The organism is Pseudomonas sp. UBA3153, from assembly GCF_002364635.1.
In the GTDB taxonomy this organism is placed as follows: domain Bacteria; phylum Pseudomonadota; class Gammaproteobacteria; order Pseudomonadales; family Pseudomonadaceae; genus Pseudomonas_O; species Pseudomonas_O kuykendallii.
This window is the reverse complement of sequence record NZ_DEYR01000094.1, coordinates 66,226-87,722: the sequence shown is the minus strand read 5'-3', so window position 1 is coordinate 87,722 and position 21,497 is coordinate 66,226. Positions and strand designations below refer to the sequence as shown.

Genomic DNA, 21,497 nt, shown 5'->3' with positions numbered 1-21,497 from the left:
CAGATTTACATCCAATCCACGCGTGTATAGCGTATCCGAGAGCTCAATACATACACATGTACGGCACCAGTACATGTTTAATTGAACCAAAGCCTAGGTTGCAGGGGATACAGCAATTGCTCACGCCCGCATCCAATAACAAGAAAAGGTGAACAGACGTGAAAGCAACCATCAAGCGGTCCGGCTTGCCGGGCGCAGCCGTCCTGGCAGTGGCAACCGCAGGCTACATGGCCGGCGCGCAGGCGGTGAGTTTCAATCTTGGCGAGGTCGAGGGAAAGCTGGACTCCTCGCTGTCCATCGGGGCCAGTTGGGCGATGCGCTCGCCGGACCCGGACTTCATCGGCGTGGCCAACGGCGGCAAGGGCGAATCTCGCACCACCGACGACGGCCGGCTGAACTTCAAGAAGCACGACACCTTTTCCAAGATCTTCAAGGGCAGCCACGACCTCGAGCTGAAGTACGGCGACTCGGGTGTATTCGTGCGCGGCAAGTACTGGTACGACTTCGAACTGAAGGACGAGCACCAGGACCTCTACGACATCCAGGACAAGGGCCGGAAGCGCGGCGCGCAGTCCTCCGGCATCGACCTGCTCGACGCGTTCTTCTATCACAACTACCAGATCGCCGATCTGCCCGGCTCGTTCCGCGTCGGCAAGCAGGTGGTCAGCTGGGGTGGCAGCACCTTCATCGGCGGCGGCATCAACGTGATCAACCCGCTGGACGCCAACGCCCTGCGCCGACCCGGCTCGGAGCTCAAGGAAGGCCTGCTGCCGGTGAACATGCTGTACCTGCAGCAGACGCTGAACGACGCGGTCAGCGTCGAGGCGTTCTACCAGTTGGAATGGGACCAGTCGGTGGCGGACAACTGCGGCACCTTCTTCGCCAGTTCCGACATCGCCGCCGACGGCTGCAACGACCGCTACGTGCTCAGCGGCTCCGACCAGGCGCCAGGCGAATCGGACAACTCCGGCCTCAATGGCAACACGCTCTACCTGCCGCGCGGCGGTGACCGCGATGCACGCGACAGCGGCCAGTTCGGCGTGGCCCTGCGCTGGCTGCTGCCCGGTCTCAACGACACCGAAGTGAGCGCCTACTACCTGAATTACCACAGCCGCACACCGGTGGGCAGTTCCACCATGGTCACCGCAGACCCGTTCACCAGCCCCGCCTTCGGCGCGCCCACGGGCACCTACTTCCTCGAGTACCCGGAAGACATTCGCCTGTACGGTCTGAGCTTCAACACCAACATCGGCAGTGCGTCGGTGGAAGGTGAACTGAGCTATCGCCCGAACATGCCGCTGGCCTTCGACGACCTGATCTACGCCACCCTGCGGCTGGACCCGGTGGTGCCCAGCGTGATTCCCAACTCGGGCATCCCGGGCGACACCATCCACGGCTACGTGCGCAAGCCTATGACCCAGGCACAGCTCAGCGTCGCCCAGACCTTCGACCAGATCCTCGGCGCCAGCCGTCTGACCCTGGTCGGCGAAGCCGGCTACAACCACCTCTCCGGCATCTCCGAGGGCAAGGCCGGCGCGCTGCGCTTCGGCCGCGCCAGTCCGTACGGCACCGGCGAGTACTACGGCAACAATGGCGAAGACCTGTGCCGCACGCTGCTCAGCGCGCGCCCCGAGTACTGCAACAGCAACGGCTACTTCACCCGCAACTCCTGGGGCTATCGACTGCGCGGCAGCCTTGCCTACAACGGGGTGATCGGTGGCCTGGACCTGACGCCAAGCCTGGCCTTTTCCCACGATGTGGACGGCTACGGGCCGAACTTCAACGAGGGCAGCAAGGCCATCAGCATCGGCCTGAGCGCCAAGTACCTGAACAACTACGAAGCCAGCCTGAGTTACACCGACTACTTCGGCGGCGATTACAACACCCTCGTCGACAGAGACTTCCTGAGCGCCAGTTTCGGCGTCACGTTCTGAGGATTTCCCCATGCCCATAAAAACAACGATGTTCTATGCCGCACTGGCTAGCCTGCCACTGCTTGCCGAACCCTGCTTCGCCGCGGTGGATGCCGCCAAGATCGCCGAACTGGGCCAGCGCCTGACGCCCGTGGGCGCCGAACAGGCCGGCAACGCCGCCGGCACCATTCCGGCCTGGACCGGTGGCCTGCCCAAGGACGCCGGCAAAGTGGTCGACGGCTTCCGCGAAGACCCCTTCGCCAAGGAGCAGCCGCTGTTCACCATCACCGCGAAGAACCTCGACCAGTACCGCGCCCAGCTCAGCCCCGGCCAGCAGGCGCTGTTCGCCCGCTACCCGGACACCTACAAGATGCCGGTGTACCCCAGCCATCGCAGCATCGCCTGGCCACAGTCCACCTACGAGACGATCCGCAAGAATGCCGCCAGCACCCAGCTGGTTGCGGACGGCAACGGCCTGACCGACTACCGCAGCCCGCTGGCGTTCGCCATTCCGCAAAATGGCCTGGAGGTGGTCTGGAACCACATCACGCGTTACCGCGGCGGCAGCTTCGAGCGCGAAACCACCGCCCTCATGACCACCCCGAACGGCACCTATTCGTGGAAGACCGAGCGCGACCGCCTGGCCTACAGCGAACAGCTGCTGGACTACGACCCGTCGAAAGCGGGCAACGTCCTCTACTACTTCACCTCGGAAAACATCGCCCCCGCGCGCGACGTGGGCAGCGTGCTGCTGGTGCACGAAACCCTCGACCAGGTGAAGGAGCCGCGCATGGCCTGGCAGTACAACGCCGGCCAGCGCCGCGTGCGCCGTGCGCCCCAGGTCGCCTACGACAGCCCCGGCCCGGGCAATCTGCGCACCACCGATCAGACCGACATGTTCAACGGTTCGCCCAATCGCTACGACTGGCAACTGGTCGGCAAGAAGGAGCTGTACATCCCCTACAACAGCTTCCGCCTTGCAGACCCGAACGTGCGCTACGACGACTTGGTCACCCCCGGCCACATCAACCAGGACAAGACCCGTTACGAGCTGCACCGCGTCTGGGAAGTCATCGCCACCCTGAAGCCAGGTCAGCGACACGTGTATTCCAAGCGCCACCTGTTCATCGACGAAGACAGCTGGACCATCGTCGAGGCCGACCACTACGACAACCGTGGCAACCTCTGGCGCGTATCGGAAAACCACGTGCTGCCGCTCTATGACGTGCAGACGCAGATCTCCGCCGGCGAACTGACCTACGACCTGCTGTCCGGGCGCTACCTGGCCAACTACGTGTTCAACCAGACCAAGAACGCCTACCAGTTCGGCCTCAAGGCCAAGTCCTCGGATTTCACCCCGGCGGCGTTGCGCTCCATGGGCATTCGCTGACGCCTCGCGCGGGCTTCCGCTCCCCCGCGTCCCGGGCCGGCACCCTTCGCCGGCCTGGAACACGATCAAGGCGGGCGCCCGCTCAGCGCGGCAGGCGAGAGCGGCGAACCTTTCCGCGGAAGGTCCAGAATGAATAGGTGCTGTAGGCCAGCGTGAGCGGTGCCAACAGCGCGAAGCCCAGCAGGACGAAGCCCTGGCTAACGGGCGAGCTCGCCATCTGCTGAAACCTCGAGTCCGGCTCGATCATCGCTTCGACGAACAGGGACGACCCCAGCAGGAAGCCGGACGTCACCCAGAGCAGCGTGACGAACAGCGGCGCCCAGTCCGCCAAGCCGCGACGCAACCGAAAGAACAGCAGGCTGGCCGAAGCCGTCACCAGCAGGCACGCCACGCCGAAAACGCACAGCCCCCGCATCGCCGGCCAGCGCGCCGGACCGTCGCCCTGCAGCATCCACCACAGCACGACAGCCGAAAGAAGGATGCCGCCCAGCGCCAACGGACGCGCCAGACGCCACCCCAGCGCCCGCGTCGTGCCCTCGGTTCGCCAGATCAGCCAGCCGCTTCCCAGCCACAGGTCGACGCACACCATCGCCAGGCCGCAGCACAGGGGAAAGGCCCCGAGCCAGCGCCATAACTCGTCGCCAGCGTGGATCGGCGACAGACCCTGGATCAGCGTTCCCAGGCAAACGCCCTGGCTCGCGGCCACCGCCAGAGAAGCGCCGCACAGCAGCCGGTCGGCGATACGCCGCCGCGGCGGGCTGAAGTGATCGCGGAACTCCAGGGCGAAACCGCGCAGTACAAGGGCCAGCAACATGATGAAGAGCGGAGCGTAGAGCGCGCTTAGAAAGCCGGCGTAGGCCTGGGGAAACATGGCGAGCAAAGCGCCCGCGCCGAGCACCAGCCAGGTTTCGTTGCCATCCCATAACGGCAGGATGCTGTAGACCAGGGTCTGCCTGTCGCGCTCGTCGGCGGGACAGCAGATCAACATGCCGACCCCGAGGTCGGTACCATCCAGCAGGACATAACAGAGAAAGGCGAAGGCGATCGACGCGGCCGCCAGCAGGCTCATTGTTTGTGCCGCGAACATCAGCCCTGCCCTTCCAGATCGGCGGCCGAACGCCCCGGCATCCCGCCGCGGCCGGTACGCTCCGCGAGTTCGCTGGCAGGGCCCTGCTCACCGCATTCCGGCGCACGCCGCAGCGTGCGAAACAGGTAGAACATACCGATGCCGAACACACCGGCGTACACAAGCACGAGCGCCAGCGTGGACGCCGCGACCATTTCATAGGGCACCGGGGAGAGGCTGTCGGCGGTCTTCAGCAGCCCATACACGGTGTACGGCTGGCGGCCGCTTTCGGTCACCACCCAGCCGGCCAAGAGGGCGACGAAACCCGCGGGAGCGATGGCGACGCTGGCCCACTGTAGCCGTCGCGAGCGGTAGAGCCGACCGCGCCTACGCAGCAGCAGCCCGGCGATCCCGACCGCGATCATCAGCAGTCCCATGCCGACCATCAGGCGAAAGGCGAAGAACACCGTGGGCACGTGGGGAATCTCGCCGGCCGGGAATTCCGCCAGGCTTTTGATGGTGCCGTGCCAGTCGTGCCGCAGGTACAACGAGCCGAGGTGTGGAATCGCCAGTTGATAATGGTTGCTCCGGGTCTCCGGGTCCGGCAGGCCGAACAACACCAGCGGCTGCCCCTCGCCCGCTGCCGGACGCCGCCAGCTTCCCTCCATCGCCGCCACCTTCTGCGGCTGGTGGCGAAGCGTGTTCTGCCCATGCAGGTCGCCGGCGATCACCTGTAGCAATCCGCCCACCAGCAGCACCCACAACCCGCAGGAAAACATCAGCCGTGCGCTGGAGTTGTTCGCGTCGCGCAGCAGGTGCCAGGCGCCAGCCGCACCGACCATGCAGGCGGTGCCCAGGATCGTCGCCAGCAACATGTGGGCGAAGCGATACGGGAACGACGGGTTGAAGATGACCGCCAGCCAGTCGGTCGGGATGAAACGACCCTGCGGGTCGATGGCGAAACCGGCGGGCGTATGCATCCAGGAGTTCGCCGAGAGAATCCAGAAAGCGCTGAACAGCGAACCGAGCGCGACCATGCAGGTGGCGAAGAAATGCAGGCGCGGGCCAACCTTTTTCGCGCCGAACAGCATGATTCCGAGAAAGCCGGCCTCCAGGAAGAACGCCGCGAGAACCTCGTAATACATCAGCGGGCCGATCACCGCGCCGGCGCGGGCCGCCAGGACGCTCCAGTTGCTGCCGAATTCGTATTCCAGCACCACGCCCGAGACGATTCCCACCGCGACGTTGAGTGCGTAGACCTTGAGCCAGTATTGATAGGTGATCCAGAAGCGTTGCTGCCGTTTCCAGAGCCATAGCGCTTCCATCAGGCAAAGGAAGAGCGCCAGGCCGATGGTGAAGCCCGCCAGTACGATGTGGAAGGAGACGCTAAAGGCGAACTGCAGTCGCGCCAGCTCCAGCGCGGTCCAGGTCATTCGATGAGCTCCGCAGGCCTGGCGGCCGATGTCGGCGCGCGGTTCTTCGGCTAGTCGTCGGAGGCAGCGTGTTGCCTGCTCCGCGCCATCGAGACGGTCAGATGCTGACGCGCCTCGAGCACCACCTGGCTGATGCCTCGCATGTTCTCCAGCTTGCTCAGCGGGAGGAGCACGACGTAGGGCTCGATATCAGGCCCGTCGTGCACACGTACCTCGACCATGCGCCCCCTGACGACGAACTCCGCAGTGAGGGGTTGCAGCGCCTGGCGCAGCGTTTCGAGGGATTGTTCGGCAGCCGGTTTCATGGCGATCTTCTTGTATGAGTTTCTGGGGCCTGCCTTTATTAGGGTTTTTCTGAACCGGCTAGTTCATCGGACCCGATGCGGCTTGCGGCACGCATCGGTGCGTCTGCTCAGCCTTCGGTTTCACGGGGTCGGCGCTGGTCCGCACCTGTTCGAGCGTGCCATGTTGCTTGTGGATCTTCACCGAAGCGGTTTTGCCTGCCAGAAACCCACTGGCGAGTGCCTTCATCGAGGCGCGCTAGGCACCTTCCTCGAACAGCTCACAACCGGACCCGGTCTTGTGTTCTCCACAGTCGCTCTCCTTTTGCGTGTTCCGCAGCACGCCTCACGCGGCGCGATACGAGCTGCATGACTTCGATTCGATAAAAAAGGCCCCGATCGACGTTGCCGAAGGGGGCCGGAGTACCGCCTTACTGGGGTTTTACGGCTTTCCCGGAGCCGAGGTCGGCGCCCGTCAGAGGATCGGAGGCCGCATCGGACATCGTCCGCTGTGCCATCTGCAGGACCACCTTCGCATCCGCAGCAGGCATATCGACCACGGCATCGCCGTCACCGCCGTCCACCGCCGGCTCTGGCGATTCCACGTATTCCCACTCATCGCCCATGTTCCAGGGACCACGGCGATCCGCTTCGCCCTGGGACATGTTGAAGTAGACGTCGGTGAACGCGGGCATACCCGGAAGCTTGCCCTGCGGGAAGTTCGGCTGGATCGAATGCAGCGCTTTCTCGAACGATTTCTGGTGCGCCAGTTCGCGCGTCATCAGAAACATCAGCGCGTCCTTGATGCCGGGGTCGTCGGTCACGTTGATCAGTCGCTCGTAGACGATCTTGGCCCGCGCTTCGGCGGCGATGTTGGAGCGCAGATCGGACGTGGGCTCGCCGATGGAGTCGATGTAGGCCGCGGTCCAGGGCACGCCAGCGGAGTTGACCAGCGCCGGGCCGCCGCCGTAAAGCAGCGAGGTGATGTGTGAATCGTTGCCGCCGCCGGTCAGCGAGCGGTAAAGATCCGCTTCCTGTTCCACGGCCTCTGCCAACTGGCCTTTGGCGCCCTTGTTCAACATGCCCACGATCGAACCGATGATTTCGAGGTGGCTGAGCTCTTCGGTCGCGATATCCAGGAGCAGATCCTTACGCCCGGCATCGTCTTCGGCGAGCCCCTGAGTGAAATAACGCATTGCTGCCGACAACTCGCCCTGGGGGCCGCCGAATTGCTCGAGGAGCAGATTCGCCAATCCCGGGTTAGGTGCGGCCACGCGCACGGTGTATTGCAGCCGTTTGTTGTGTACGAACATAGCTTTGCCTCACACGGTTATTTGCGCGGTCCCTCACAAGCACTCCTAAATTCCCAGGCGGGCAGTACCCGCCTTAAGTGGAAGTGCGAGGCGGTACGAATGTTCATCAACACCGCTGAACGGTCGCGAAAACACCAATACCGGCCTACGGCGCGGCGCATTCCGACACTTGGTCATTTCAAGGGAACATGCATAGAAAAGCGGGAGTCGGTAAGAGACCGGCGCTGCTTTCGCGCACGGCAACCAGCAATGGAGAACAACAAATGATCATGAAGAAAAGCGCGCTCGCAATAGCCTGCAGCACACTGCTTGCCGTAATGAGCTTCCAGACCTTCGCCTCGAATGCCTCCGACTTCGTGGACGACGCCTCAGCCAAAGGCATCGCCGAAATCGAAGGCGGCAAGCTCGCCCTGGAAAAAGGGCAATCCGCCGACGTGAAGAAATTCGCTCAGCAGATGATCGACGATCACACCGCCGCCAACGCGAAGCTCAAGACACTGGCCGCAGAGAAAAAGCTGGAAGTGGCAGACGATGCGGAACTGATGAGTAAGGCCAAGGAGCTGATCCTCAAACTCCGCGATGGCGAGTCCTTCGACCAGGCATACGCCAACAACCAGGTCGTTGCCCACGAGCAGACCATCGAGCTGTTCCGCGAGCAGGCGGAAAAAGGTGAAGACGCCGATCTGAAGGCGTTCGCCAAGACCACCCTGCCGAAGCTGGAGGGCCATCTGAAAATGGCGAAGGACCTCTCCGCGGCCCATGGCGGCGACGCTCACAAGGAATAATGGCGCTGAAGGCGGCGATGGAGCAGCGCTCATCGCTGCCGTCCTGACGCAAAAAAAGGGGCCGTCGGCCCCTTTTTCCTGCGCTAATCATCATGGGATTAGCCAAGCGGTATGGACGCGTGAAACACAGTGCCGGACTCGCGGGTGGACCGGACCTCGATGGTCCCGCCATGGGCCGTGACGATCTCGTTGGCGATGAACAGCCCCAGACCCAGCCCGCCCGACGCGTCCTGCTGGCCGGAGGCGTATCTGGAGTAACGCCCCTGCGGCGAGAACAGATGCGCCATCGCGTCGGCCGGAATCGGCTCGCCATGGTTATGCACACTGAATCGGGCGCTACTGCCGGCACGTTCCAGGCTTACGGTGATTGCCTTCCGGGCATCGCCGTGCTGCACGGCATTCCCGATCAGGTTCGAAAAAACCTGCCCCATCCGTACAGGATCAAAATCACCCACCATCTCGCCCGCTTCGTGGTGGACGATCCGCGATTGCGGATAACGGGAGCGGAGCTCGGCCACCAGCGCGCCGCAGACGGCCTTGAGGTCGCCCGTTTCCTTCTGAATCGGGATACCGCCACCGAAGTTCACACGGGCGAGATCGAGCAGGCTTTCGACCATCTGATTGGCCCGCTCCACGCTTGAAATTATCTGATCCGTTATCTTCATCTCCCGATCGGTGGAGGTTTTCCTTCTCAACATCTGGGCGCCCAGAAGGGCGGCTCCCAAGGGTGTCCGAAGGTCATGCCTGTAGTGGTCAACAATTCCCGGACACAGAATTGAGTTTTTCCTCTGCAACCGCCGGCGGCATGAAACCGTTGTACTGATGCGGCCTTGTCCAGTTGTAGCGCTGCATGAGATAGCGGCCAATGTCCTGCTCGGCCAGCGTTGTCGTCATGTAGCCCGCTGTCGGCACCCATTCCGTTTTCAAGCTACGAAACAGCCGCTCCATGGGGGCGTTGTCGTAGCAGTTTCCCCGTCGGCTCATGCTTTGCGTCATTCGATAACGCCAGAGCCGCTGACGGAAGCTACGGCTGCCGTATTGGCTACCCTGGTCGCTATGAAACAGGATACCCTGCGGCCTGCCACGCACCTCGTAAGCCTTGTCGAGCGCCTTGATGACCAAGTCGGCATCGGGCTTGGCGGACATCGCCCAGCCCACCACTCTACGGCTATACAAGTCCAGGACGACGGCCAGGTAACTCCATCGACCCTGTGTCCAGATATAGGTGATGTCGCCGCACCAGACCCTGTTTGGTGCGGCCACGCTGAACTGCCGATCCAGAACATTGGGGATGTCAGGGCGTTCAGCCGTGGCTTTCTTGTACGCATGAGAGCCCGGCTGTTTGCTGACCAATCCCTGTTCCTTCATCAAGCTTCTGACTTTGAAGCGCCCGACCTCAAGGCCTTCGCCCCTGAGCATGGCAACGATACTGCGGCTACCGGCAGAGCTACGGCTTTGGCTGAACAGTTCGTTGACGCGGCTACGCAGGCTCACTCGGCGTGCATCAATACGACGCCGCCGTGCCAAGTGGGTGTAATAACAAGATCGAGGTAACTCGAACACGCAGCACAACAGCTGAACGGGGTAGTGCCTGGCCAACCGCCGAATCGAGTTCAACGTCTGCGCCCGTGCTCCTCGGCCATCAAGAGCGCAGTGGCCTCCTTTAGGATTTTCTTCTCAAGCTCCAGCCGGTTGATACGGGCCTGAAGCTCCTGGATCGTCTGCTGCTCCGGCGTGAGCGCCTTGGCCACGGGGGTAATACCGCCGCGCTCCTGCTGCAATTGACTGACCCAGCGCCTGAGTGCTGTTTCACCCACATCAAGCGATCCGGCTGCCTCGGAACAGCTGTAACCCTGATCAAGCACCAGGCAGGCTGCCTCATGTTTGAACTCAGGGGTGAAGGTACGTCGTGGTCTGCTCATCAAACACCTCTGTATGGCGATCATCTTCGCCTAAAAAGGTGTCCGGGATTAGTAGACCACTACACCAAGAAATCAGTCAAAACGAAGGCTTCCAGCTAGGCGGGAACGGAATGCCTCAGAACTCTAGAAACGGATCAGCTGCCGACTGCTGGGCTGCCTTTGCAAGGCATCGCGACGGTCAAGCGCTTGCAAATGCTGTTCACGAGACCATGAAAGGGCTTTCAACGTGGGTCTGGCCAATGGGGTGCATTGAGGATGCGTTGAATATTCAGGAAAAGGGGGAGTCAGCCATAATCGAACAGGAAGACAACATCCGAAATTGGCAGCCAGACATGATCGATCATGAATATCCCGTTTTCCGCAATACACTGGATTGGATGCGCGCCATTTGATGGCAACTAGTAGGTTTTGCGGTCACTCAGAACCGAGCGCATCGGCTCCGGAGAGAATTAGCAGTTATTAGATCTAGCTCGCCGCTGAACTCAGAAAGGAGACGAGTTGTTGACCAGAAACCGAACTGAAATGGCATTAATCGCGCGGGGCATAGACAGCGCTTTAGCCAGAAAACTTCGCGAAGAAAAGTGGACGCTTGCGAAGCTTCAGTCGCAGAGCTTGCAGGAGCTTGTAGATTTAGGGGTAGACGAAGAAGCCGCATCTACAATTCTCGGTGATAGCAGGCCGCCAATCCCCAGCGATGTGCTTGTGAGAATTCTCTTTGCGAACAGATGGCTTTGTTGCGTTTGCCGAGACGAGAGCCGCCCCATTATCGTCCATCACATAAAATCATGGGCAGAAAGTCGCGACCATTCGCAAGACAATCTTGCTGTACTTTGCTCAGTACATCATGGCGAAGCGCACTCCACACACGCACTAGAGCTAACGCTGACGCCTGATCGGCTCAAGGCAGAAAAGGCCGCCTGGGAGCAGGAGGTAAAGGGACTTGACCCACATGCCATCCTCAAAGCGACACAGCTCCAAGGCAATCAGTGGTGGTATTTCAACCACCTCAGAGTTTTCGAAATCTCTCAGCAGCTCGGAGTGGCCGTCACTGATCTTCCGGGATTCCGGCGTGCATTTGATGCACAACTCTGTGATGAGGATGGTTACCCGCGCTGTAGCTCTGGGCCTATGTACAGAGGTCCCAGTGCATTAATCCTATCCCGCTACATGACGAATATGCTGCAGGCCGCGATGGGCTATGCCTGCGTGAGAAATATTTCGGACGACCTCGACCGAGGAACTCTTAAATTTTTAGTCACTGACGGTGACTTGATATTCGTTCAGGGAAGTTATTGCTTTTCGACACTTCCACCTGATAGCTCCGGATCAGATCTCGTAGAGGGTGTCCGATCTGCGAATGGTGTTGAGATCACCTTTGTCTTTGATCGAAATGAGGGGACTTCTGGTTCTGCCCGAAACCTCTGGCTTAGGGGAATTAACACTCTGGGCTGCCTGTTACTCGTGAATAGAGTGCAGCGACATTCACGAGGTACGCTACACATCGAGGCTACCGTCCTTGCAATTCGCAGTGCCCACCATGAACTGAAGTCGAGATCCTACGAGATAGGTCTCTACCAAAGTGGGCTAATAGGGCAGTCTGACCTCGACGATGACGCATATGACGAGGCGTTCAACGAGGAGGCTTTGGACTAGCGATAACGGCTGTTCACAAGCTCTGAATTGCCCCTAAATTTTCTGGACGCCTCCGCCTGGCTTCTTTTGATAGAGCTCTGCCCGCCTTGAACTACAGATTGGGCGAACCCCTCCTTCTTGGTAAGCGTCCTCTGGGCCAAAGTCCGCTTCCGGTCACGAGGAAGTGGCGGAGCCAGTTGCTCCGTCAGTTGCTCGGCCGACAGGCAGTACGCGCTCTAGCTACCTCCAGCTAGCTTGGATTGTTGTGTAAACACCAGATGTCCGCTTCTGACCGAAAGCAGCCAAAGCAGATACGCCAGAGGTTTAGCCACGACTGAAGGAGCAAGCCCAGCACAAACGGTCACCAAACGGTCACCAGATACAGCCTTTTTGAGTTGCGACCAAAACAATCACCCATAAAAAAATCCAGTCACCGCTAAATGACTGGATTTTCTAGGGTTTTTTGGTCGGGACGGAGTGATTCGAACACTCTACCCCTTGCACCCCATACAGGTAAGAACCATTCCAAGGGCATCCAACCCAATCCAATCCATATCGTTAAACCCCTTGATTTCACTGGCCTGCAGCCATTTTATCGTCCAAAATGGCCCGAAGCGATTCGAAGAAAGCCGATCTCAATTGGCAACGAATTGGCAACCAGAGAATCTCAATTGGCAACCAATTGGCAACGAGGAAGCTGACCATATGGCCAACATTACAGACCGCCAGATGACAGCCAAACCTGGTGCGAGCGACAAGTGGCTGAGCGAAGTCGCCATCTGGGGACATGGCAGCCTGGTGGCCCGTATAACCCCAAGCGGCGAACGCCTCTTTTATTTCCGTTACACCAACAGCAGCAGTGAACGCATCACCTTCCCCATCGGCACATATAGCCGCGATGGCAGTGAAGGCACCATGACGCTCGCCGAAGCTGGCCAGCGAGCTAAAGAGCTCGCTGGGCTTCATAAGTCAGGTGTCAGAGACGTAAAGGAACACCTTGAGGCTGAGGAAGCCGCGCGTGTCGCTGTACGTGACGCCGAACGTGCACGAATCGCTGCGGAGAAAGCAGCCTTGGAGGCGGCTCAGGCTCGGCAAGCCGCCAGAAAAAACGTCCAGCATTTATTCGACCACTGGGCCAAGGTCGACTTGATCAACCGCAAGGACAGCGGCGCAGAGGTGCGCCGCATGTTCGAGAAAGATGTCCTGCCGTTCCTCGGCAAAATGGCTGTCGAAGATGTGAAAAAAGGCCACATTACCGAGGTAACGGACGCCCTACTCGCTCGTGGCGTCAACCGGATGGCGAAAATGATCTTCAGCCTGATGCGTCAGATGTTCCGGTTCGCTGTAGACCGGGATCTGATTGACCACGACCCGACTGCGAGCATTCGGAAGGCCAAAATTGGCGGCAAGGATGTCGAGCGGGATCGCGTATTGAGCGAGGAAGAAATCCGCATGTTAGCCAAGCTCACTCCACAAGCCGGTCTACTCCCCTCCTCAGAGGCTGCAATTTGGATTGCTTTGTCGACCTGCTGCCGAATCGGCGAACTTCTAAATGCTCGATGGGAGAACGTCGATCTCATCAAAGGCAACTGGTATATACCTGCAGAGCACAGCAAAAACGGGAAGGCCCACAGCGTAGCCCTCTCACCATTCGCCATCCAACAGTTCAAGGCTGTTATGGCATTAAGCTCTGCTAGTGAATGGTGCTACCCCAACACCCAAAATAGTGGACCAGTCTGCTCAAAGACGGTGACCAAACAACTTGGGGATCGGCAACGCCTGCCAGGTCAAGGAATCCTAAGTAATAGAAGCGCCAACGCTTATGCGCTGCTCCTGCCCGGGGGAAAGTGGACACCACACGACCTCAGGCGAACAGGGGCCACAATCATGACGGCACTCGGAGTTATCCCAGAAGTGGCGGAGCGCTGCCTTAATCACACAGAGGAAAACAAGGTAAAGCGCACCTATCAGCGTCATAGCTACGCGAAAGAAATGACCGAAGCATGGCAGACTCTCGGCCAATATCTAGAGAAAATAACTCGCGTGGCATAGCCTACTTTTATTGCAACCAACACGCGGCGCCGCAGACTAGTAGGTTTTCTAGAAAAACGAGCATCACGCCCAAAAAGGAACAACTTAATGCCAGGCTTTCCCATTAGCCCATTAGAACTGAAAGAAAAAACAATAAAACAACTACTCACTAAAACCAGCTTGATACTGAGGAGTATTCTGCACAAAAATTGGCCAAAAGAGCTGGACGCTCAAATTGATCGCGAGATATCCGCCCTAGCCAGCCACGAAAAGATAAAATGGAGCGACATATCAAAGTGCTGGTACAACACATACAAAGAAGAAAAAAGAAGCACATTCAAACTAAACTTCTTCTATGCAAAACTTTACCATACCTGCGCCCAAAAATCATATAGCGAAGGACGAATTGAAGAAAGCTGGTCTTTCCTATCACACTCCATGAACTTGATTGGATTCCTAGAAGGATATAAACACCGAAAAGAAGAAAGCGACTTCAGAGCATCTCGCGCCTCAAAAGGCGGAAAAGAACTACAACTGAAAAAGACTCAAATAAAAGCAAAAATCCATGAATTATTAGATACACCTCCCGACGGCGGCTGGAAAAGCGAACTCTCCGCCGCCAATGAAATCGCCTCTAACAAAGCCCTCACTGAATTAATCTCAAGCATCGGAGCAGAAGGGACAATAAAAGATCTGAAGGAGCTTGTAATATCTGAGATTATTTCAAAAACCCAGAAAAAAGACACTACCCCCAAGAAATGATCATCCCTCTGAACCAAAACCAACATCAGAACCCAGAGCCAACTTTGGAAATATCCACCATCCAAATTCCTCGACTCTTAAAAACCGAAACGTCTCCTGCCAATATCAACTCAGCCAATGCAGGCTCAAGTTTTTCCTTGAGGCGCACCTTGCGCGGCCCATAGATAAGAATTTCGTTCTTGCCCAATTCTAAAAACCCATCACGCCTGAGCCCCTCAAACCAATTTAACAATTTCCTTGCATTCACCTCACTCTCTTTGGGCGGCATGAAAATTCGATAGAACTCATCCGAGCACCATGAGCAAAAATCAATGGCAAAACGCAGAGCCTCCCACGATATTTCACCACCCCTCCCTTCAAAAATATGTATTAACGCAGCTACTCTAGAGATATTATCCGCCATCTTAGAAGCAAGATCCCCCGCCCCCTCAAACCTCCCGCCAGGCCTAATCTCCCCCTCGATCTCATTGAACACTTCAACCCAAAGATCCTCAGCATCTGGCGCAAAACCTATCGCCTGCCGAATAGCCCCTGGAGTTTCCAGAAAAACAACATTCTCTTTCAGCAGCTCTTTAATTCGATCAGAATAACTTTGCCGGTGCTGCCATGAAACAGTAGAGTTATCGATCTCCCGATAACCTTGAGTAGAAATGGGTTGAGACACTAAGAACCGCGCCCAGAGCCCAGAACCACGAAGCTGTGCACCATGAGTGGCAATATAACGCTCAAATGAAACCGGCTGAGTCATAAACGAAACAGTCAATCGAGCATTCCTCAACTCAAAACTCTCCTTTGTCTTTCTATCAACAACTATGGAGTCTCCACTCCACAACGAGTTTTGCTTAGGAATATCATTAAACGCTCTATTTTTTAAACTCGCCTCACTCGAAACCAAGCCCGCGGTGGGAATATCTTGATACAGCCCCCACATCAGAGCTTCGGATGTCACATCATCATATAGAATCTTAAAACGTTTAGGCCGAGCAGGCTTTTCTTTCTCATGCTCAAAGGCCGCACGCTCTAGAGGTAAAGTATCCTCACCAGCTCGAGCACTCCTAGTTATACTTCTCATTATTTCTTTCTTTTTTGACTCCCAAATATCTTTTTTTACCTCCCACGCACTTAGCGCATCTTTCCACTTGACATCTTGCTCACACTGAAACTCGCGAATAGGATTCAGGAATATATTCTCGGAAGAAGTTTTCCGCTCACCAGAGTCGGCTACCACCAGTAATAGCAGTGAGGTAGGCACGCACTGCCCGGTAGGTTTCTTAACATCAACAATCCCCTGCACAGCAGTGGATATTGCCGTCAGCGCACTAAAAAATATAAGCTCGCGAGGAGACTTTACATTCCCCTCAACCTCATCAATCGCGGCTCTCAAACGCGGAAAGCGAGTCAAGCTTGGAAACCGGTCTCCCACTCTTGGAAGCCCAGGGCGAAATGATTTCATTTCCAATCTCCTTTTCGAGAGAGAGCGCTCCTAGACTCTATCCAGCAACTAATTTCCGACTCCAACCAACCCACGGCGCCATGAGCGCTTCCACCAGATAGCCTGATCGGCACTGGGAACTCCGGATCATGTCGAGGGGAACGGGGATTCATCCAGTCATAAATTGTGGAACGCGAAACCCCCAATCGCTCCACAACCTTACGCAAGCGGAGCACTGTCGCAACCGAGTGATCTCCGCCCCCCTGAAGACATCCTTCTTTACCATTCATGCGATATATCCTCGTTATCGAACACGAGGCAAATGCTACCCATCCCCTTCAACACAAGATTTACAGACGCCTCAATAAAATAAAAAATATTTAAGCACCCATATTGACTTTACCAATACATCATCAAGCAGTTGATTTTTAAGAGTTTTTTATTAGCCAATATTTACGCTTATAAAAAAACATTTAATTTAAAGCACCACAGTTGACAACAAGCAGAAATCATGATTCGAATTGGCGCACATTCTTTCCTACAGCCCAAAATAGCGGCTATTCCGGCTATTCGTAGCCGGAATAGCCGCTATTTGTGCACATCACCTCGAGTTTTTAAGCTTCGCCACTGGTCGCTCATAACATGCACATTCGAGTTTTTTTCAGCGCTACATAACTGTAATGACATCACCACGAATGAGGTTCGCCCCATGTCATTGCAGTGCCCTCGCTGTCATTCCCCCAAAGTCGCTTCTTTTCATCACGCCATGAAAGCCGGCGCGGCCATCGGCACTGTCGGTGGTGTTGCACGTGGCGTCAGCGCTGCCCTGGCTGGTGGTCAGGCTGGCGCAGCTATCGGTGCGTTCGCTGGCCCTGTCGGCATTACCCTCGGTTCCGTGTCGGGCGCCATCCTCGGTGGCCTGGCAGGTGGTGTCGGTGGCTGTGCACTAGGAGCCCAGCTCGGTGAGTCGCTCGACCGCCACATTTTGGCCCACAACCTCTGTCTGCTCTGCGGTCATCGCTTCAACCTGCCAGCCTGATCCGGCCCTTTCTCTCCTCTTATTTCAATCGTCCGGTCGGTGCTGCGCCTGGCGCGGCGCTTTATGCCGGCTTGCACCCAAAGGAATCATCCAAATGGCTCATCTCGTCGAAACCATGGCCTATGCCGGCGCCACCCCGTGGCATGGCCTGGGCAATCAGCTCACCCAGAAACAGCCCATCGAAGTCTGGCAGCGTGAAGCCGGGATGGACTGGCAGATCCTGGAAAGCCCTGTGCATTTCAAGTCCGACGCCATCGGCCACCTGGGCGCGATCCATTCGTTCCCGGAACAGAAGGTGCTCTATCGCTCGGACACCAAGGCACCACTGTCGGTGGTCTCGCAGCGCTACCACACCGTTCAGCCCAAGGATGTGCTGGAGTTTTACAGGGATCTGACCGAGGTCTCGGGCTACGAGCTGGAAACCGCTGGGGTGCTCAAGGGCGGGCGCAAGTTCTGGGCGCTGGCGCGTACCGGCCAAGGCGCTGCGCTCAAGGGCAACGACCAGGTGAATGGCTATTTGCTGCTCGCCACTTCCTGCGACGGCACCCTGGCCACCACTGCAACACCCACCACCATCCGCGTGGTCTGCAACAACACGCTGACCATCGCCCTGGACGGCACCAGCCGTGCGATCAAGGTGCCGCACAGCACCCGCTTCGACGGCGATCTGGTCAAGAAGCAGCTCGGCATTGCTGTCTCGCAATGGGACGACTTCATGTACCGCATGCGCCATCTGGCTGAACGCAAGGTGCAGTGGCATGAGGCACTGGGCTTCTTCATGAACGTGATGTGCGAGACAAGCCCGACCGGCGCACTGCCGGAGCAGCTGCCCAACGAGCGCGCCCTGCGCAAAGTGCAGGAGCTGTACGAAGGTCGTGGCCGTGGCAGCCAGCTGGACTCGGCACGCGGCACGGCCTGGGGGCTGCTCAATGCAGTGACCGAGTATGTCGATCACGAGCGACGGGCACGCAGCACGGAGTATCGCCTCGACTCTGCCTGGTTCGGCCAGGGTGCCCAGATCAAGCAACGCGCTCTGGATACGGCCCTGCAACTGGTCGCCTGACCTTTTACTAATCCCACCCCATAACGCCCGACCCGCTTCGCTGCGGGTCGGGCGTTTCTATTTCTGCAAGGTGAACGCTATGAAAGCTACTTCATTGAATCGCAGCACCAGCAAAGCCCGTCCGGCTCTGCGCCTGGTCAGCACCAAGGAGCTGCCACGCGAGGACTGGCTGCAGATCCGCAAGCAAGGTATCGGCAGTTCGGACGCTGCTGCGGCAGTAGGGCTGAATCCCTACAAGTCGCAGCTGGAACTCTGGATGGAGAAGACCGGTCGCGATGCCGGCATGCCCAAGGCTGATCCTCAGGATGAGGAAAGCCCTATGTACTGGGGCAACGTGCTGGAGCCCATCGTGGCCTGGCATTACAGCAAGCGCACTAAGAATAGGGTACGGCGCATCAACGCTGTGCTGCAGCATCCTGATCCGGAGTTGCCCTGGATGCTGGCCAACATCGACCGCGAGGTGATCGGGGCGGACGATGTGCAGATCCTCGAATGCAAGACAGCAGGCATAAACGGGGCACGCCTCTGGAAAGAGGGCGTGCCGGAGTATGTACAGCTGCAGGTAATGCACCAGCTCGCCGTCACCGGCAAGCAGGCGGCGGATGTGGCGGTACTGCTGGGTGGTCAGACGCTGGAGATCCACCGTATCGAGCGGGATGAGCAGATGATCGCTAGCCTGATCGAGCTGGAGCGCCAGTTCTGGCACTACGTGGAGACTGATACGCCGCCACCGGCTGATGGCACCGCTTCGGCAGAGTCAGCACTGCGCTGCCTCTACCCGGAGGACAACGGTCAGATCGTCGACTTCAGCCAGCATGCCGGGCTCAGCGCGGCTTACGTCGAGCTGAAAGCCGTGCGTCAGTCGATTGCCGACAAGGAAAAGCGCGAGGCTGAGCTCAAGCAGATGCTGCAGCAGGCCATGGGCGATGCCAGTCGGGCGGAATTCTCCAGCGGCTACGTCAGCTGGCGCAAGGCCAAGGACAGCATCGGCTTCGATGTCGCACAGCTGCTCAAAGACAAGCCGCACCTGCAGGCCAAGTACCCACTGCTGAAGCCGGGTGCACGGCGCTTCCTGGTCGGCTGAAACCAACCTCATTCATCCCTTCCCTCCCCTTGGCCAGTCCATGCAGTTCGCGCTGCGTGGCTGGCCTTTTTTCATTTCCAGGAGACTCTCCATGCTCAAAGGTCTGGCTATCACTCCACCGGTACTCGGGCGGATTTCCATCGGTAAGGTCATCGAGAAGAACGGCAAGCGACTGCCGGAGAAGGATGACCAGTTCACCATCACGTCACAGGTGCAGGGTAAGGACGGCTGGCTGCTGCACCCGCTGAATGACGAGCTACGTCAGGGCAAGGATGACAAGCTGCGCAGCATTCCGGTACGCCTGCTGTTCAACGAACCGGAGCTGAATTTCCGAGCCGACTACACGCTGTTCGACCGGCAATCGGGGCGGCCGGTTTGCGTCGGCAATGGCGAGACCTGCAAACGGGTCACTCAGGACGGCATGCAGTCGTTGCCTTGTCCATCGCCGGACGCTTGTCAGTTAGCCAAAAGCGGTGCCTGCAAGCCCTATGGCCGACTGAATGTGGTCATTGGTGATGAAGATCCGCTGGGCAGCTTTGTCTTCCGCACCACCGGTTTCAACAGCATCCGCACTCTGGCGGCTCGCCTGCATTACTTCCAGGCTATCTCGGGCAACCGCCTGGCCTGCCTGCCACTGGAACTGCGTTTGCGTGGCAAGTCGACACGCCAGAGCCATGGCACGCCGATCTTCTACGCCGATCTGACGGTACGCGGCGGCATGGACATGGCTGAAGCTCTGGTGACAGCTAGTGAACTCGATTCGCGGCGGCAGGCTGCGGGGTTCAATCAGGCTGCTTTAGAAGAAGCAGCGCGACGTGGCTTTGGCAACGGCGCGTTCGAGGACAGCGAGGAGGATGTCAGCGCCATCGTGGAAGAGTTCTACCCCGAAGGTGAAGCTCCTGCTGCAGCAACAATTTCCCAACCCAACCCCACCAAACCCAGCCTGGCTGAAAAGCTCGATGCAAAGGCTAGTCGTCAAACCCCACCCACAGACCAAAACCAAGGAGGCCGCCATGCGCCTGCACAAGCTGAAAGCCAGTGACACGACCGGCACCTACCTGGTCGAATCGCCGGTGACGGAGAACGACATCCTGCAGATGGCCAAGCAACTGGCCAGCCTGCGCCTGCGAAAAGGCCGTGAACTGACTTCACCGAAGGAAGTGTTCAGCCACCTGCAAGCACTGCTGGCCGGATACGAGCATGAAGTGTTCGCACTGCTCATGCTCGATAGCAGGCACCGGGTGATCGCATTTGAGGAGGTGTTTCGAGGGACCCTAGACAGCGCCAGCGTCTACCCACGGGAAGTCGTGAAGATCGCCTTGGAACACAACGCAGCCGCAATCATCCTGGTGCATAACCACCCCTCAGGTGATCCCGAGCCCAGCCAGGCGGATCGCAATCTCACCACGAAACTGCAGGACGCACTGAATCTGGTCGGAGTCAGAACGCTCGATCACGTTGTGGTAGGCCAGGAGGATTGTGTCTCGTTGGCTGAGCGCGGCTACCTGTAAGGAGGTGCCAATGAAACTGCTGTTACGGACTGTTGCCTCAGCATTCATGTTTGCCGGGATCTTGGCCGGTTGTCTGGCGATATTGCTGCTGGTGATTCTGATGGTGCGCTTTCCACCATTGCTGATTGCAGTGGTGTTGGCGTGCTGGATCTACCGGAAGCAGGAAGTAAGAATGAACCCTTGAACGGTGAGCCAACGTGGGTAGTCGAAAGACTGCCTGCAATGGCTCCCTCTTTTTTCTTTTGCCCTGGTAGCTAACGCTTACCTGCTGCCTTGTAAGCTGCACTTCGTTCACGCTTGCCCACTGCGACCACAATCACAACCACCCGATCATCTTCGACCCGATACACCAAACGATAGCCTGCTGTTCGGAGCTTGATCTTGTAGTGCCCAGGCAGATCCCTGAGGGCATCAGCCTGTACCTTTGGTGCTTCCAGCCGCTCACGCAGTTTTTTCTTTGCCTGCTCACGCACTGTATGACCCAGCTTCTCCCATTCCTTCAGCGCTGAGGGCAGGAACTCGAGCTTATAGGTCATCCAGGTTCACCGGCACACCCTTCTCACCGGAGCGAGCATTAACGACATCGATCAGATCCAGATCGTCCAGACGGTCCAGCATCTGCTCGTACAGCTCGGCTGGCACCATGTACCCCATCACGCGGTTATGATTGAGAACGGCGACCGGCATGCCACCAGCACCAGCCATGACACCGGTGGGGTTTTTCTTCAGCTCAGAAACGCTCACTGCAACGTCAGCCAAAACACTCTGCATACCATAGCTCCTTTTTTAGGTCTTTATTTTGGTCTTAAGGTGCATAGCATAGCAAGGCATCCCCATGGG

At 58.1% G+C, this 21,497-nt stretch carries 23 protein-coding genes; 13 read left to right on the top strand and 10 right to left on the bottom strand.

The window, feature by feature from the left end; genetic code table 11:
- The first annotated feature begins 158 nt into the window (after nt 1–158).
- Both B2X67_RS19450 and B2X67_RS19445 read left to right on the top strand, forming a co-directional pair.
- A complete protein-coding gene (locus B2X67_RS19450; protein WP_376747813.1) occupies nt 159–1,934 on the top strand; it encodes a DUF1302 domain-containing protein in 1,776 nt (591 codons plus the stop codon).
- A 10-nt stretch (nt 1,935–1,944) separates the two neighbouring features.
- Complete coding sequence (locus tag B2X67_RS19445) at nt 1,945–3,303, top strand: DUF1329 domain-containing protein (RefSeq protein WP_282339969.1); 1,359 nt, start codon at nt 1,945–1,947, stop codon at nt 3,301–3,303.
- Between the two features lie 82 nt (nt 3,304–3,385).
- Here the strand turns inward: B2X67_RS19445 and B2X67_RS19440 are convergent, their stop codons facing one another.
- The 4 genes from B2X67_RS19440 to B2X67_RS19420 form a co-directional block, all read right to left on the bottom strand.
- The gene (locus tag B2X67_RS19440) at nt 3,386–4,372 is read right to left on the bottom strand and encodes a cytochrome d ubiquinol oxidase subunit II (protein ID WP_286786508.1); all 987 of its coding nucleotides are present in this window, start codon (nt 4,370–4,372) and stop codon (nt 3,386–3,388) included.
- A 17-nt stretch (nt 4,373–4,389) separates the two neighbouring features.
- Entirely contained in the window at nt 4,390–5,802 is a 1,413-nt protein-coding gene (locus B2X67_RS19435; RefSeq protein ID WP_286786507.1) for a cytochrome ubiquinol oxidase subunit I, read from the bottom strand.
- Between the two features lie 50 nt (nt 5,803–5,852).
- Nucleotides 5,853–6,107 (bottom strand): hypothetical protein, encoded by a 255-nt coding sequence (locus tag B2X67_RS19430; RefSeq protein WP_273234377.1) that lies wholly within the window; start codon nt 6,105–6,107, stop codon nt 5,853–5,855.
- A gap of 407 nt (nt 6,108–6,514) precedes the next feature.
- Complete coding sequence (locus B2X67_RS19420; RefSeq protein ID WP_273234375.1) at nt 6,515–7,396, bottom strand: manganese catalase family protein; 882 nt, start codon at nt 7,394–7,396, stop codon at nt 6,515–6,517.
- A 317-nt stretch (nt 7,397–7,713) separates the two neighbouring features.
- Here B2X67_RS19420 and B2X67_RS19415 point away from each other — a divergent pair, with 317 nt between their 5' ends.
- Nucleotides 7,714–8,181 (top strand): DUF4142 domain-containing protein, encoded by a 468-nt coding sequence (locus tag B2X67_RS19415; RefSeq protein WP_286786521.1) that lies wholly within the window; start codon nt 7,714–7,716, stop codon nt 8,179–8,181.
- Nucleotides 8,182–8,279: 98 nt separating this feature from the next.
- Here B2X67_RS19415 and B2X67_RS19410 read toward each other — a convergent pair whose 3' ends face one another.
- Nucleotides 8,280–8,975, bottom strand: a complete 696-nt coding sequence (locus B2X67_RS19410) for a sensor histidine kinase (protein WP_286786506.1) — start codon at nt 8,973–8,975, stop codon at nt 8,280–8,282.
- Nucleotides 8,935–10,103 (bottom strand): IS3 family transposase gene (locus tag B2X67_RS19405; protein WP_286786505.1). Its coding sequence is split into 2 segments (ribosomal slippage): nt 8,935–9,842 and nt 9,842–10,103, totalling 1,170 coding nucleotides; the frame shifts between segments, so codons are not numbered across the junction. Before B2X67_RS19405 ends, B2X67_RS19410 begins: the two co-directional genes overlap by 41 nt.
- 110 nt (nt 10,104–10,213) lie before the next feature.
- On the opposite strand from B2X67_RS19405, the gene B2X67_RS19400 reads away from it, so the two are divergent.
- From B2X67_RS19400 to B2X67_RS19385, 4 genes are all read left to right on the top strand, one after another.
- On the top strand, nt 10,214–10,495 hold the full coding sequence (locus B2X67_RS19400; RefSeq protein WP_286786504.1) for a hypothetical protein: 282 nt from the start codon (nt 10,214–10,216) through the stop codon (nt 10,493–10,495).
- A 130-nt stretch (nt 10,496–10,625) separates the two neighbouring features.
- Nucleotides 10,626–11,756, top strand: coding sequence for an HNH endonuclease signature motif containing protein (locus B2X67_RS19395; protein WP_286786503.1), 1,131 nt, complete (start codon nt 10,626–10,628; stop codon nt 11,754–11,756).
- 684 nt (nt 11,757–12,440) lie between these two features.
- Nucleotides 12,441–13,787 (top strand): site-specific integrase, encoded by a 1,347-nt coding sequence (locus tag B2X67_RS19390; protein ID WP_124086574.1) that lies wholly within the window; start codon nt 12,441–12,443, stop codon nt 13,785–13,787.
- A gap of 87 nt (nt 13,788–13,874) precedes the next feature.
- Nucleotides 13,875–14,528 (top strand): hypothetical protein, encoded by a 654-nt coding sequence (locus tag B2X67_RS19385; protein ID WP_124086536.1) that lies wholly within the window; start codon nt 13,875–13,877, stop codon nt 14,526–14,528.
- A gap of 25 nt (nt 14,529–14,553) precedes the next feature.
- Here the strand turns inward: B2X67_RS19385 and B2X67_RS19380 are convergent, their stop codons facing one another.
- Nucleotides 14,554–15,981, bottom strand: coding sequence for a YfjI family protein (locus tag B2X67_RS19380; protein ID WP_124086539.1), 1,428 nt, complete (start codon nt 15,979–15,981; stop codon nt 14,554–14,556).
- Entirely contained in the window at nt 15,978–16,250 is a 273-nt protein-coding gene (locus B2X67_RS19375) for a helix-turn-helix transcriptional regulator (protein WP_124086542.1), read from the bottom strand. Before B2X67_RS19375 ends, B2X67_RS19380 begins: the two co-directional genes overlap by 4 nt.
- A gap of 419 nt (nt 16,251–16,669) precedes the next feature.
- On the opposite strand from B2X67_RS19375, the gene B2X67_RS19370 reads away from it, so the two are divergent.
- The 6 genes from B2X67_RS19370 (at nt 16,670) to B2X67_RS19345 (ending at nt 20,841) form a co-directional block, all read left to right on the top strand.
- Entirely contained in the window at nt 16,670–16,999 is a 330-nt protein-coding gene (locus B2X67_RS19370) for a hypothetical protein (protein WP_124086576.1), read from the top strand.
- 94 nt (nt 17,000–17,093) lie between these two features.
- Entirely contained in the window at nt 17,094–18,062 is a 969-nt protein-coding gene (locus B2X67_RS19365) for a DUF932 domain-containing protein (protein WP_124086545.1), read from the top strand.
- A gap of 79 nt (nt 18,063–18,141) precedes the next feature.
- Nucleotides 18,142–19,146 (top strand): YqaJ viral recombinase family protein, encoded by a 1,005-nt coding sequence (locus B2X67_RS19360; RefSeq protein ID WP_124086548.1) that lies wholly within the window; start codon nt 18,142–18,144, stop codon nt 19,144–19,146.
- 91 nt (nt 19,147–19,237) lie between these two features.
- Nucleotides 19,238–20,188 (top strand): hydrolase or metal-binding protein, encoded by a 951-nt coding sequence (locus B2X67_RS19355; protein WP_124086550.1) that lies wholly within the window; start codon nt 19,238–19,240, stop codon nt 20,186–20,188.
- On the top strand, nt 20,160–20,657 hold the full coding sequence (radC, locus tag B2X67_RS19350; RefSeq protein WP_124086553.1) for a RadC family protein: 498 nt from the start codon (nt 20,160–20,162) through the stop codon (nt 20,655–20,657). The genes B2X67_RS19355 and radC overlap by 29 nt, the downstream gene beginning before the upstream one ends.
- Nucleotides 20,658–20,667: 10 nt before the next feature.
- On the top strand, nt 20,668–20,841 hold the full coding sequence (locus B2X67_RS19345; RefSeq protein WP_201266896.1) for a hypothetical protein: 174 nt from the start codon (nt 20,668–20,670) through the stop codon (nt 20,839–20,841).
- A 70-nt stretch (nt 20,842–20,911) separates the two neighbouring features.
- Here the strand turns inward: B2X67_RS19345 and B2X67_RS19340 are convergent, their stop codons facing one another.
- Together B2X67_RS19340 and B2X67_RS19335 are read right to left on the bottom strand one after the other, a co-directional pair.
- Nucleotides 20,912–21,193 carry a type II toxin-antitoxin system RelE family toxin gene (locus B2X67_RS19340; RefSeq protein WP_074918669.1) on the bottom strand — a complete coding sequence of 94 codons (282 nt, stop codon included), beginning with the start codon at nt 21,191–21,193 and terminating at the stop codon, nt 20,912–20,914.
- Complete coding sequence (locus B2X67_RS19335; protein ID WP_033942931.1) at nt 21,183–21,428, bottom strand: type II toxin-antitoxin system Phd/YefM family antitoxin; 246 nt, start codon at nt 21,426–21,428, stop codon at nt 21,183–21,185. The genes B2X67_RS19340 and B2X67_RS19335 overlap by 11 nt, the downstream gene beginning before the upstream one ends.
- Between the last annotated feature and the right edge of the window lie 69 nt (nt 21,429–21,497).